Source organism: Sorangium sp. So ce128 (assembly GCF_051525245.1).
GTDB lineage: Bacteria > Myxococcota_A > Polyangia > Polyangiales > Polyangiaceae > Sorangium > Sorangium cellulosum_B.
In genome coordinates this window covers 10,478,945-10,492,500 of record NZ_CP150313.1, presented here as the reverse complement: position 1 = coordinate 10,492,500, position 13,556 = coordinate 10,478,945, and the positions used below count along the sequence as shown (strand labels likewise).

At 72.7% G+C, this 13,556-nt stretch carries 9 protein-coding genes (1 of these 9 cut by a window edge); 2 read left to right on the top strand and 7 right to left on the bottom strand.

The genetic code is table 11. From position 1 onward, the window contains the following. The 6 genes from WME82_RS39765 to leuS form a co-directional block, all read right to left on the bottom strand. Positions 1-2,633, bottom strand: the 5' portion of a protein-coding gene (locus WME82_RS39765) for an MGH1-like glycoside hydrolase domain-containing protein (protein WP_438039559.1). It extends 31 nt beyond the left edge of the window; the window shows 2,633 of its 2,664 coding nt (coding positions 1-2,633); the start codon lies at positions 2,631-2,633; its stop codon lies off the left edge, out of view. Between the two features lie 71 nt (positions 2,634-2,704). Then, positions 2,705-3,232, bottom strand: coding sequence for a peptidylprolyl isomerase (locus tag WME82_RS39760; RefSeq protein WP_437853276.1), 528 nt, complete (start codon positions 3,230-3,232; stop codon positions 2,705-2,707). Positions 3,233-3,291: 59 nt separating this feature from the next. Continuing rightward, entirely contained in the window at positions 3,292-4,668 is a 1,377-nt protein-coding gene (locus tag WME82_RS39755) for a hypothetical protein (protein ID WP_438039558.1), read from the bottom strand. Further along, positions 4,668-5,282, bottom strand: a complete 615-nt coding sequence (locus WME82_RS39750) for a penicillin-binding protein activator LpoB (protein ID WP_437853272.1) — start codon at positions 5,280-5,282, stop codon at positions 4,668-4,670. The genes WME82_RS39755 and WME82_RS39750 overlap by 1 nt, the downstream gene beginning before the upstream one ends. 123 nt (positions 5,283-5,405) lie before the next feature. Then, positions 5,406-6,446 (bottom strand): trypsin-like serine protease, encoded by a 1,041-nt coding sequence (locus WME82_RS39745; RefSeq protein ID WP_438039557.1) that lies wholly within the window; start codon positions 6,444-6,446, stop codon positions 5,406-5,408. 364 nt (positions 6,447-6,810) lie between these two features. Further along, entirely contained in the window at positions 6,811-9,375 is a 2,565-nt protein-coding gene (leuS, locus tag WME82_RS39740) for a leucine--tRNA ligase (protein ID WP_438039556.1), read from the bottom strand. 540 nt (positions 9,376-9,915) lie between these two features. On the opposite strand from leuS, the gene WME82_RS39735 reads away from it, so the two are divergent. Then, positions 9,916-11,307, top strand: coding sequence for a hypothetical protein (locus tag WME82_RS39735; RefSeq protein WP_438039555.1), 1,392 nt, complete (start codon positions 9,916-9,918; stop codon positions 11,305-11,307). Positions 11,308-11,390: 83 nt separating this feature from the next. Further along, complete coding sequence (locus WME82_RS39730) at positions 11,391-12,863, top strand: UDP-N-acetylmuramoyl-tripeptide--D-alanyl-D-alanine ligase (protein WP_438039554.1); 1,473 nt, start codon at positions 11,391-11,393, stop codon at positions 12,861-12,863. Positions 12,864-12,914: 51 nt separating this feature from the next. Here the strand turns inward: WME82_RS39730 and WME82_RS39725 are convergent, their stop codons facing one another. Then, on the bottom strand, positions 12,915-13,526 hold the full coding sequence (locus WME82_RS39725) for a peptide deformylase (RefSeq protein WP_438039553.1): 612 nt from the start codon (positions 13,524-13,526) through the stop codon (positions 12,915-12,917). Positions 13,527-13,556 lie beyond the last annotated feature (30 nt).

Genomic DNA, 13,556 nt, shown 5'->3' with positions numbered 1-13,556 from the left:
CGGAGGATCAGGTCGCCCACGAGGGCAGTCCAGCCGGTCTGGTGCGAGGCGCCGAGCCCTGCGCCGGTGTCGCCGTGGAAGTACTCGAAGAAGAACAGGCGATCTCGGAATCGAGGATCACGCTGGAAGAGGGGGTGCTCGCCGTAGACAGGGCGGCGCCCCTCGCGGTCGCGCTCGAAGATCGCGATCAGCCGGCGCGCGATCTCGTGCGCTCCGTCGCGGAGCGTGCGAGGGCCGTGGCCGCCGAGCGACGGGATCGTGAGCACGTCGCCGAAGCCGTGGTCGAGCCGGAGGAGCGAGCGGTAGAGCAGGTAGCCGAGCGGGAACCAGATCGGGCCGCGCCAGTTGGAGTTGCCGCCCTTCATGCGCGTGATCGACTCGCCCGGCTCGTAGCCGACCGTGTACTGCGCGTCGCAGGGCTCGAGCCCGAGCGAGACGGGCGCGGCCGCGTGCTCCTTGGAGAGCGAGCGCGGGCCGAACGGCGAGAGGAACTTGTCCTCGTCGAACAGGTGCGCGAGCACCCGCTCGAGGCGCCCCGGCGGCACCGCGGAGAGCACCTGGCGGCCGTCTGGACGTACGGTGATCGCCTCGGCCAGCGCGGGGTTCCTGCGGAGGAACCACTCGGTCCGGCGCCGGAAGTTCGCGAGCTTGCCGTAGGTCTCCGGGGTGATCACGTGCACCGCGCAGAGCGGTATCAGGCCGACGGCCGATCGGATCTTCACGTGCCGCGGCTTGCCTCCGGCGGTGAGGATGTCGAAGTAGAAGCCGTCCTCCTCGGACCAGAGCGGCAGCCGGCCGTCCGCCGTGTGGTGGAGCGCGTGCGCGATCCGCAAGAAGTGCTCGAAGAACTTGCTGGCGAGATCCTCGTACGCGGAGTTGTCGAGCGCGAGCTCCAGCGCGATGCGCATGAGGTCGAGGCAGTACATCGCCATCCACGCCGTGGCGTCCGCCTGCTCCAGGCGCATCCCGGGCGCGAGCCGCTCGCTGCGATCGAAGAGCGAGATGTTGTCGAGGCCGAGGAACCCGCCTTCGAAGACGTTGTGCCCCTCGGCGTCGCGCTTGTTGACCCACCAGGCGAAGTTGATGAGGAGCTTGTGGAACACCCGCTCCAGGAACACCCGATCCCCCTCGCCCCGCTGCTTCCGCTCGATCTTGTAGATCTGGTAGGTCGCCCAGGCATGCACCGGGGGGTTCAGATCCGAGAACTCCCACTCGTAGGCAGGCAGCTGCCCGTTCGGGTGCTGGTACCACTCCTTGACCATCATCTTCAGCTGGGCCTTCGCGAGATCGATGTCGAGCGAGGCCAGCGCGACCGCGTGGAAGGCGAGATCCCACGCCGCGAACCAGGGGTACTCCCACGCGTCGGGCATGGAGAGGACATCGGCGACGGAGACGTGCCGCCAGTGGGCGTTTCGGCCGCTCAGCCGCTCGGGCGGCGGCGCGTGCGCGTCGCCGCGGAGCCAGGTGTCGACGTCGTAGTGGTAGAACTGCATCGTCCAGAACAGCCCCGCCGCCGCCTGACGCTGGATGGCGCGGCGATCGTCGGACAGGGCAGGGCCCTGGACGGCGAGATAGTACTCGTCCGCTTCCCCGCGCCGCGCCTCCAGGAGCTCGTCCGCGCCGTCGAAGGGGCAGTCCACCGGCTCGGGCGCGAGCCGGAGCAGGATCCGCCGGCTCCCGCCGGCCGGCACCTCGAAGCGATGCCAGCTCGCGGCCTTCGTGCCGCGGCGCTCGGCGTTCACCCGCGCCTCGTCGCCGTGGACGACCCGGTGATGGAACGCGTCCTTGACGTACGGTGTCCGCGAAGGGGCGCCATAGAGCCGCTCGCGGTTCGTCTCGTTGTTGGTGAAGAGCAGCTCCGGGCTGCCCTCGATGTACAGGTGATGCGCGCCCTGCTCGGGGTGCGCCGCGCGCAGCATCACATGATCGGCGTCGGTCTCCATGGCCCGGATCTCCGGGATCGGACCCGGAGGCTCGGTCCAGGACCATGTGTTGCGGAACCAGAGGTGCGGGAGCACGTGGATCGGCGCGGCCTCCGGGCCGCGGTTCACCACGGTGATGACCATCAGGATGTCGCTCGGGCTCCGCTTCGCGTACTCGACGAAGACGTCGAAGTAACGATCCCCGTCGAAGGCGCCGAGATCGGGGAGATCTGCCTCGCCCTCCGAGAGTCCGCGGCCGCGCGCGGCGGCGACGAGCGCCTCGTAGGGGAACGGCCGCTGCGGGTACCGGTAGAGATAGCGCAGGTAGCTGGAGGTCGGCGTCGCGTCTTCGTAGTAGTAGATCTCCTTGACGTCCTCGCCGTGGTTGCCTTCCGGCCCGGTCAGGCCGAAGGCCCGCTCCTTCAGGATCGGATCCCGCTCGTTCCAGACGGCGACGGCGAGACACAAGATCTGGTGTCGGTCACAGATGCCGCCGAGCCCGTCCTCGTTCCAGCGATAGGCGCGGCTCCGGGCATGGTCGTGAGGGAAGTGCGCCCACGCGTCCCCGTTCGCGCTGTAGTCCTCGCGCACCGTCCCCCAGGCCCGCTCCGACAGGTAGGGCCCCCAGTGCTTCCAGCGCTGGAGGCGCTCGCGCTCTTCCTCGATGCGGCGGTGCTCGGCGGTCGGCGCAGCGCGGACGGTCCTCGTCATGCGCGCCACGCTAGGCGACGAAGGCCGAGGCGTCGAGCCCGCGGCCGGCGCGCGACGACCTGGAGCAGGCGCTACTCGGTGCGCTTGATGATGTGGAAGCCGAACGGCGTCTCGATGATCTCGCTCACCTCGCCGATCTTCAAGGCGAAGGCGGCGTCGGAGAAGCCCTTCACCATCATGCCGCGCTCGAACACCCCGAGATCCCCGCCGCGCTCGGCGGCGCCCGGCTCGTCGCTGTACTCCGCGACCGCCTCCTCGAAGCTCGCCCCGCCGCGGATCTTGAGGAGCGCTTCCTGCGCTCGCGCGCGGGCCTCGGCGCGCGTGCGGCGGAGGCCCTCGGGCTTGCTCTTCGAGCCCTCGTGCATGACGAGGAGATGCCGCGCGCCGATCTGCTTGGGCTGACTCGCGAGCACCGCGCGCTCCCGCTCGATCGCGGCGTCCTCCTCGGCCGCCCGGATCGGCGCGGAGACCGCGAGGCCGCCGCCGACCCACGAAGGCGAGGTGGCGAGCGCCCCGCAGGCGGTCGCGCAGAGGAGCGCGAGGGGCGAGCACGCCGAGAGCGCGTGAACCAGCACGGCGCGGAGATGAGGGCTACGCATCGGCGCGGAGACTGCCGCGGGAGGAGTGCGCCCGCAACCCTCCCGTCCGCGCGCGCCGCTCAGCGGAGGACCATCACCGGGACGAAGGCCCACCCGCCAGCGGCCACGCTCACCCGGGCGCGCCTCGACTCGCCGCGGACGCCGACGACCACGTCGTGCGTGCCCGCGCGGACGCGGGTCCGCGCGATCGCGATGCGCGCGGGGAGCGTCGACCACCCGCGCGTGTCCGGCGTGTCGAGCGCGGTCAGCGTCGCGCTCGTCAGCAGGCCGACGAGCAGGCCCAGCGGCCCGGAGTCCTCCGCGGCCGCCTCGGTGGCGCCCTGCGCGGCTTCGCCGGCCGCGATGCGGGCGACGGTCCTCGTGATGGCCGACAGGACGACGGTCCCCTCGCTCTTCTTCCAGGTCGCGCGCACCTGCGCCTCGACGTCGAGCGCCTGCTCCATCGGCTGAGAGCGCCCGTCGAGCTTCAGCGTGGGAATCGAATAGCCGCCCTTGCCCAGGGCGAGCGTCGGGTAGTTGACCCAGGTCACGAGCCCCTTCGCCGCGAGCTCGCTCGCCCGCGCGCGATCCGTCGGGCTGATGTCGTTGGCTACGAGCGTGAGCGCGAGGCCGATCGGAAGGCGCTGCGGCACCTTCTGCGGGACGCGCCCGAACCCGACGACGACGATGAGCTCGGCCTCGCCGGTCTCGTCGAGGGGCGGCGGCGGGGCCTCACCTTCGATCAACGAGGCGATGCGGGGCGATCTGGGCTCGCCGCGCGTGAGCGCGCGGAGCGGGCGGCGGAGCGACGGATACGACCCGTGGCGGAGGGCGTCGTCGTAGTGGAGGAGCGCCTCGTCAGCCTGGCCGCTCTTCTCGAAGGCGAGGCCCGCAAGGTAGCTGCCGAGGCCGAGGAGCGCCGTCTCGCCCTCGTGATCCCGCAGGTATCTCTGCATGATCGCGAGGCGGCGAGCCTCGACTCTGGCCCCGCTGAGGTCGCGCTGGGCCAGGTAGTTCATCATGTTGATGGTGTTGATGAGCAGCTTCTCGTAGGCAGGCGCCTTGTACGGGCCCACGTCGTCCGAGAAGAGGTACTTGCCGAGATCGTGGGCGGCCCCGCGCGACATGTCGAGCAGGTCGATCGACTTGTCCGCGGCCCCGAGATCGCGCGCGGACAGCCGGTAGCTGTCCATGCTGAGGAGGATGTTGCCGCGGTCGAGCAGGAGGAGCGCGTTGTCGCCCCGGAGCGCCGGGAGCTGAGCCGCGGTCTCGACCTCGAGCTGCTCGTTCAGCGCGGCCACCGCCTCGGCGGGAGCGCCGCGATCGAGCGCCTGGAGCGCGGTGCGCACGCGATCTTCATGCCCGCCGCAGGCGGCCTGCCAGAGGCCGAGGAGCAGCGCGAGAGGAGCCAGGGCCGCACGCTTGCGCCCCGCGAGGCCCGCGTGCCGCCGGCGCATCACTCCTGGATGAGCGCCTTGGTGAAGGCCGCCCTGTTCTGCCAGGCCACCGCGCTCGTGGCGACCTCGATGAGCTGCATGAACATGAAGTACTGGACGCGGCGCTCGTCCTCGGTGCGCTCATCGGCGGTGAAGACCTTGCCGGTGAGGTAGTACTTCGCGCCGAGCTGGCGGTTGTACTCGGCGATGTGGTTCGGATCGAACCCGCCGCCGTGCTGCTTCTCGACCTCCGCGACCATCTGCTGCTGGCGCTCGACGCTCACCACGGTGACGAGGCTCGCCCGGGCCAGGTACGTCTCGATATCGGACAGGAGCGCCTGAAGCTGGCTGTCGATGTGCTCGCTCGTCTGGTTCGACAGCGGATAGATGGCGAGCGTGGGCCGCGAGCCGTCGTGCGCCCACGCCTTGGCCACCGGAGAGGCCATCAGCGACGTCAGGTTCTCGTGGAGGAGCTGCTCGATGTCGCGCCTGTCGATTCCCGTGCTCATCGCCGCGTCGTCGAGCCCCTCGACCTGATTGCCGCGCACGTAGGTGGGGCCGCAGCCGATGGGAAGCGAGGCGAGCGCGAGCGCCGCGAGCAGCGCGGCCGGACGGATGCTGGGCGAAATGGGCATGGACACTCCGCAGGGCAGGACGCCCGCATCCTAGCAGGCGAGGTCTGCGCTGGAGCTTCGATCAGGCGGAAATCGTGCTCTGCGGCGCGGCGCGCGCGTGGCGTGCGCGGCATGCGCGGCATGTCAGCCGCGGGACGTCCTGGCTCGCTTCCGCGCGAGCAGCGCGAGCATCGCGAGCAGCGCGCACGCAGCCGCGGCCCCGCCGTCGTCGCCGATGAGGGGGCCGTGCGCGCACGAGAGCCAGCGCTCGTCGAGCGGCCGGCGCGAAGGCAAGCGCTCCGCGGGGTCCGACGCCGTGGCCCACCAGGGCGGGTCGTAGTCGCCGACGTCGGCGGCGCGCCTCGCCTCGGTCACGAGCCAGTCGCGATGGGCGATGAGCCCACCATAGATGGGGTCGGCGCAGCCGGCTGGCCCGCGCGACGTCACGCCGATGATCCGCCCCGCGGCGTCGAGCGCCGGTCCGCCCGAGTCGCCGCTGCAGATGCCGTTCTCTCCGCGCCACTCGCCTCCTGTGACGCGCTCCTGCGTTCCGCACCCGTACCCGACGCACTCGACGTGGAGCCCATCGCGGCGCCTGCGGACGCCGCCGCCGCGCGATCTGCCCTCCGTGTCGCCGAAGCCCACCGCCGAGTAGACCTCGCTCTCCTCGGGCGGCCGATCGAGGCGCGGCGCGAGCGGCGTGACCTCGCTGCCGCCGAGCGGGGAGGACAGCACGACGAGCGCGATGTCGCGCCCGCAGACGGCGTTGCCGTCGGGCGGGCTGAGCAGCGCGCGCGCGCCGATCCACGGCGTGTCCGCAGCCCACAGGGCCCCGCCGAGCGTGGCGTAGACCTGCGAGGCATCGACCGGCTCACCGAACGTCGCCGTCTTGCAGGCGATGAGCTTGGGAGCTTCCGCGACGCAGTGCTGCGCGGTGAGCACCAGGTTGGGCGCGATCACGGTGCTCGAGCAGGTCCGCGCGACGCGTCCTCTGCGATCGGTGATGAGGAGCCCGGCGACCGCGCGGTCTCCAGCGTCTAGATACCCTCCCTTGATCTCCAGCGCGGCCTCGGCCGCGTCCTGCTCGTGCAGGTCCGCTTCGTCCGCGTCTCCAGCGCAGCCGGCCAGCGCGGCGGCGAGGAGGCAGCCAGCTCGGGTACACCATGCGGTGCTGTTCCGGCACACGGCCAGCCGCCTTTGCACGGCACCTGCCAGCCTGGGCTGTGCACCACCGCGCGCCCCGAAGGAGGAGAGGATTGCTTCCGGGGAAGCTCACGCGTCGGCGGAGCCACCCCGATGCGCTGTGGTGCGGGATGCGGTCAGCGCGCCGATCGGGCTCATGTACACCCGAGCTCCGACCCTGTCGTCAACCGAGCGCAGAACGCTGGAGCCCGAGGCTCCAGCGAGCAGGCGGCGTGGGCGCGGGGCCTCGCGCGCCGGGAGCGCCTCCCTCGCGCTGCTATCCCACGCGTCCGTTCGCGACGTCGCCGCGCTGCGAGCGCTCGTTTTCTCCCGGCGGCGCCGGAGCTCTCCGGGCGGCGCCGGAGCGTCAGCCGACCACGATGTTCACGATCTTCCCCGCCACGTAGATGAACTTCTTCAGCTGCTTGCCCGCGGCGAGGGCAGCCACGGTCTCCAGGCCGAGCGCGGCGGCTCGTGCCTCCTCCTCCGATGCCGCCTTCGCCAGCATCACGCGACCGCGGACCTTGCCGTTCACCTGCACCGGGATCTCCAGGACGTCGTCGACGCAGAAGGCCTCGTCGTAGGAGGGCCATGGCTCGTAGCTGAGCGAACGCTCGTGGCCGGTGAGCCGCCACAGCTCCTCCGCGAGGTGCGGCGCGAAGGGGGAGACGAGGAGGATCAGCCGCAGGACCGCCTCGCGCGGCGGCGAAGGCAGCGAGCTCAGGTGATTCACGAAGACCATCATCGCGGAGATGGCGGTGTTGAACGCCATCCCCTCGATGTCGCCGGTCACCTTCTTGATCGTCCTGTGGAGCTGCCGGCTCGTCGCGTCGTCCATCGCGTCCGAGAGCGGTCGCGTGCACGTCGCGAACACGCGGTCCCGGAACCGGACCACCCCCTGGATCTGCCCTGATTGCCAGGGCTTCACCGCCTCGAGCGGGCCCATGAACATCTCGTACATCCGCAGCACGTCGGCGCCGTGGGCCCGCACGATGTCGTCGGGGTTGATCACGTTGCCCCGCGACTTCGACATCTTCTCGTTGTCCTCGCCCAGGATCATCCCCTGATGGACGAGCTTCGCGAAGGGCTCGGGGTGCTTCACATGGCCGAGGTCGTAGAGCACCTTGTGCCAGAAGCGCGCGTAGAGGAGGTGCAGCACGCCGTGCTCCGCGCCGCCGACGTAGAGGTCGACGGGCATCCACGCGTCGTACGCGGCCTCCGAGAACGGCTCCGCGTCGTTCTGCGGATCGAGGAAGCGGAGGTAGTACCAGCACGAGCCCGCCCACTGCGGCATCGTGTTCGTCTCGCGCGCGTACCACTTGCCGTCCCGCTGGAAGAAGCGCCAGTCGACGGCGCGCGCCAGCGGGCCCGCAGGGTCGTCGCCAGGGCGGAAGTCGGCGAGCGGCGGCAGCTCGATCGGGAGGCTGGCTTCGTCGACCGCGATCGGCTGATCGTAACGGATCGTGTGCGCGGCGCCCTTCCTGGGATCGCCCTGCGGATCGGCGAGCTCGACGGGGAAGTAGATCGGGATCGGCTCGCCCCAGTAGCGCTGGCGGGAGAAGACCCAGTCGCGCAGCTTGTAGTTCACCTCGCGCTTGCCTCGCCCGAGCGCCTCGAGGCGCGCGATGACCGCGCGCTTGCACTCCTCCGTCGTGAGCCGGTCGAACTCGCCGCTCCGGACCGCGACGCCCGGGTCGACGTAGGCGGCCTCGAGCTGGTCGTGCAGGGTGCCGTCGGGGCTCACGACCTCGACGATGGGCAGCCCGTAGGTGCGGGCAAAGGAGAAGTCGCGCTCGTCGTGCCCTGGCACCGCCATCACGGCGCCGGTGCCGTAGCCGCCGAGCACGTAGTCGGCGACCCAGATCGGCACCTCCACGCCCGTGATGGGGTGGACGGCGACGAGGCCGGTGTCGACGCCGGTCTTCTCCCTCGCCGCCGCGGCGAGCCGCTCGCGATCGCTCTTGCCCGCAGCGGCCGCGACGTACGCGCGCACCGCCTCGCGGCGCGGCTCGGACGCGCCGCTCTCCGCGCTCGTGAGCCATGCCGTGAGCGGGTGCTCGGGCGCGAGCACGACGTAGGTGACGCCCATCAGCGTGTCGGGGCGGGTCGTGAACACGCTCAGCGCGCCCTTGCCCCATCCCTTGACCTCGAACGTGATGAGCGCCCCCTCCGAGCGGCCGATCCAGGAGCGCTGCATCGCCACCGTCCCTTCAGGCCAGTCGAGGAGGCGCAGATCCTCCGCCAGGCGGTCGGCGTAGGCGGTGATGCGGAGCATCCATTGCCTGAGCGGCGTCCGGTAGACCGGGTGCGAGCCGCGCTCGCTCTTGCCGTCGATAACCTCCTCGTTCGCAAGGACGGTCCCGAGCGCCGGGCACCAGTTGACGCTCACCTCGTCCTGGTACGCGAGCCCCTTCTTGAAGAGCTGGAGGAAGATCCACTGCGTCCAGCGCACGTAGCGCGGATCGGTCGTGGAGAGCTCTCGCGACCAGTCGTAGCTGAAGCCCAGCATCTTGAGCTGGCGCTTGAAGGTCGCGATGTTCCGCGCCGTCGTGTCGGCCGGGTGCGTGCCGGTCTCGAGGGCGTGCTGCTCCGCCGGCAGCCCGAAGGCGTCCCAGCCCATGACGTGCAGCACGTCGATCCCGCGCATGCGGAAGTAGCGGGACATGATGTCGGTCGCCGTGTACCCCTCGGGGTGGCCGACGTGCAGCCCCGACCCCGACGGGTAGGGGAACATGTCGAGCACGTAGCGCTTCGCGCGGGCGGGGTCCGCGCTGCGGACGGCGCGGAAGGTCTCGCCTTCCTCCCACGCGCGCTGCCAGCGCGGCTCGACGGCGGCATGATCGTAGCGCGCGGGCTCACGCGGCTCGTTGGGAGAAGGTTCGGTGGAGGCGCGGGGGTCCATCGTCTCGGCGGCCATATCGCGACGTGCCATAGCACTGTGCTGCCGCGGTCGACAGCCGCCCCGCGGCGGCAGACGCCCGCGCCCCGGCGGGAGCGCCACGCCCGTCCACGGCGCGCCGCGGCCATGTCGAGAGTTCCCGACAAGCGTGGACAGCGCCTCGGTCCGAGCTCTGCCGTCGGAGACGCCCGCGCCCGAGAGGGCTGACCTCGCGCGCCGCCTCGCGCTCTCGAGCCACCCGCGCGCCGGAGCGTCGTGCGCGCCCCCTGCTCGCCGGTGGCGCTGGCGAAAGCGCGCACCTCGTGAGCGCCTCGGCGGCGGGACGAGCTCGCTCTTCATCGCGCCGACCCGAGGAGCGCACCCCTGGCGTCGCTATCCTGCGTCCGCGACGGGCGGTGTCGTCACGGCGCGGCGCTGCGTGGCGCCAGCGCCGACGAGCGGCAGCGCCTCGCGGGGCGGGGCGACGCGTCAGAAGGATGGCCGCACGCCGAGACTTGGGGGTAGATTGAGAGCGCTGTTCCGCTTCAGTGTGAGGCGGAGGGGTCGCGTGGGCGGTCCCTCCGAGGCGCGCGGATGACCGACAAACACGTTCCATGGGGAGCCCCCGAGAGTGAGAGGGCGGCGCAACCAGGCCGGCCGCTCCCGTCGGCGCACGGCTCGGGGATCCCTTTCCGGCCGCTGCCCGTGCCGCCGCTGATGGCGCCGGGCGCCCTGCGACCGCTCTCCGCGCAGTACGCGCTGAGCCCTCATCTCCAGCAGCAGAGCCCGCCCGCGTTCTCGGGGCCGATGCCGTCGGCGCCCGCGTTCTCGGGGCCGGCGGCATCGGCGCCCGCGTTCTCGGGCGCCATGCCGGCGCCGGCGTTCTCAGGGCCAGCTCCCGCCGGGTCCGGGTACACCCAGCCGCCGACGGCGAGCGTCTCGGCGCGCGGAGGGACCCTTCCGCCCGGGCTCGTCTCGCAGCAGGACGTGCTCTCGGCCAGCGGCGTCTTTTCTCCGAGCGCGCTCCCGTTCATCTCGGCGCCGCCGCAGTCGGATCCGGTGCCTCCGAGCCAGCCGGCCTTCCAGCCGGCGCCGATCACGGACCGGATGGGCGCGAGCGCGGCGCAGCCGCCTGCGCCGGCAGCGCCGCCCGGGTTCGCGAGCCCTGGCTTCGGTGCGGCCGCGCCCGCTGCGCCAGAGGCCGCGCGCGCGCCGATGCCCTCGCTGCACGCCGGCCAGCCGCCTGCTCCGGCGGCGCCGCCTGGGTTCGCGAGCCCTGGCTTCGGGGCTGCTGCGCCCGCCGCGCCAGAGGCCGCGCGCGCGCCGATGCCATCGCCTCACGCCGGCCAGCCGCCCGCAGCGGCGGCGCCGCCCGGGTTCGCGAGCCCTGGCTTCGGTGCCGCCTCGCCCGCCGTATCAGCAGAGGCCGCGCGCACGCCGATGCCCTCGCTGCATGCGGGGATGTCGGCACAGGCCGGGCCGCCACCGGCCGCGGCGCCCGCGCCGGCGATGAGCGCAGCTCCCGGCGCGTCGGCGCACGGCGCGCCCCAGGCGGCCGGCGGGTGGGACGGAGCGGCCATGCCCCCGGCCGAGAGCCCGTGGGCCACCACGTCGGCGCGCCTCGAGATGCCGGCGCTCCCGTCGACCTTCGTCCAGGAGCGCCCGGAACCGCAGAAGCCACCCGCCGCCGTCGCGCCGCGGCGGCGGGAGGGCGGCAGGACGCTCATCATCGTGCTCAGCGTGATCCTGGCGGTGGCCTTGCTGGCGCTCATCGGGATCACGCTGTGGCAGAGCATGGGCGGCGGAGGACCGATCGCGATCGACTACAAGGAGCCGCCGCCCGCGGCCGCCGAGGCGTCGCCAGAGCCCACCGTGAGCGTGACGGCGGCCCCCAGCGCGCCCGCCGCGCCCCGCCCAGCCGCGCGCCCACGGCCGAAGAGCGACGACATCTACGACGAGGTCGAGAAGGAAAAGACCCGGCGCTGAGGCGGCGCGACGCCGCACAGACGGGGCGCGCCGCAGGCGATTCGTTGGCCCCGCGCCCCGTTCCGTGCTGGTGATCGCCCGCGATGGCGACGCCGATCCCGCACAACCTTGCCCCCTTCTCCCTCGACGAGCTGGCGCGCGCGACCGGCGGGCGCGTGCTGAGGAGCGGGCCGGACGCGCGGGGCGTCTCGACCGACAGCCGGACGATCGCGCCAGGAGCGGCGTTCGTCGCGCTCGCCGGCGAGAGCTTCGATGGCCACAGGTTCCTCGACGCCGCCGCGCAGCGCGGGGCGGCCGCGTTCATCGTCTCGCGGGAGGTTGCCCTGCCGCCCGGAGGAGGCGCGGTGCTCGTGAACGACGGCCTCGCGGCGCTCGGGGCGCTGGCCAGAGCGCACCGCGAGCGATGGCGGACGGGCGCCCACCCCGACGGGCCGCGGGCGATCGTCGCGATCGGCGGCTCGGCCGGCAAGACGACGACGACGCGAACCATCGCGGCGCTGCTCGCAGGGGCGGGCCGCGGCGAGGTGCACGCGACGGCGGGCAACCTGAACAACGCCATCGGGCTGCCGATGACGCTGCTCGGGCTCGAGGACCGCCATCGCTTCGCGGTCGTCGAGATCGGCACGAACCAGCGCGGCGAGGTCGCGGCCCTCGCGCGGATCGCGGGGCCGGATCTCGCCGTGCTGACGTCCATCGGCGTCGAGCACACCGAGGGGCTCGGCACGCTGGAAGACGTCGCCGCCGAGGAAGGTGATCTGCTCGCCGCCTTGCCGGCCGAGGGGGTAGCCCTCGGCAACGGCGACGACGCGAAGGTGGTCGAGCAGATCGAGCGCGCCGGCGCCGCGCGGCGGATCACCTACGGCTTCGGGGAGCGCGCGCGGATCCGGATCGCGGGGAGGCGGCCGGTCGGGGTGCGCGGCACCTCGGTGCGGATCGAGCGCGGAGGCGAGGCGCTGGAGCTCGTCGTCCCGCTGCTCGGCGAGGCGGGTGCGCTGGCGGCGGCGGCGGCCGTCGCGGTCGTGGAAGAGGCGGTCGGCGAGCCGCTCTCGACCGAGCGAGCGGCTCGCGCCGCCGCAGGGCTCGCGCCGCCGGGGGACGGGCGCCTGTCCGTCCGCGAGCTGCCGGACGGCACCGTGGTCATCGACGACAGCTACAACGCCAACCCGCTGTCGATGCGATCGTCCCTCAGGACGGCCGTCGAGGTCGCCGAGGCGCTCGGGAAGCGGCTGGTCCTGCTGCTCGGCGAGATGCGCGAGCTCGGCGCGCTGGCGGCGGCGGAGCACGACGCGCTCGGCGAGCAGGTCGGCGCCGCGCGCCCCGCCGCGCTCATCGCCGTCGGCGGCGAGGCGGCGCGGATCGCGCGCGCCGCCGAGGCTGCGGGCGTGCGGGCGTGGTTCGCCGTAGACGCGGACGCCGCGGCGGCCCGAGCGCAGGAGATCGTCGAGCGCGGTGATCTGGTGCTCGTGAAGGGCTCCCGCGGGATCAGGATGGAGCGGATCGTGAATGCCCTCGTCGCCAGCGCCGGGCGCGGCGCCAGCCCGTTGCCCTCGCCGTGAGCGCGCGCCCGCCGGTCGAGCGCGCTCGCCTCCCGGCGCGACGGGCCGCGGTCACGCGCCGAGCGCAGCCCGCGCCTCGGCGACGGACAGGCTGAGCAAGAGCTTCGCCTCCTCGTTGCTGCAGAAGGAGCGCGTGACCATGCGATCGACGTACAGCGTGCCGCGGAGGTGATCGACCTCGTGCTGGAGGATCCGCGCGGGCCAGCCCGTCGCTTCCCACCGGACCTCCTTGCCCTCCTCGTCCACGCCGCTCACCTCGACGGACAGATCTCGCTCGACCAGCGCCATGTAACCCGGGACGCTCAGGCAGCCCTCGAAGAACGTCGTTCGCCCCGCGCCTGCCGCGTCCTGGAGCGACGGGGCGAGGACCCTCAGCGTCGGGTTGATGATCACCCTGAGCGGGAAGGGCACGCGGCCGCGCTCGGCGCGCTGGCCCGCCGTGAGGCGGGACATGAGCTCCTCGCTGTCTTCGAGCACGATCACCTGCTGGTCGACGCCGATCTGCGGCGCCGCGAGCCCCACGCCGGGCGCCTTGCGCATGACGGAGACCATCGTCGAGACGAGGTGCTTGAGCCGCTTCGTCCCGATCTCCTCGGGCGGGACGGGCGCGGCGGGCTTCCGCAGGACGGCTCTGCCTGCGAGGACGATCGGGGGGAGCTCCATGCTGCCGGGATGAATCGGCGCCCTCGTGAG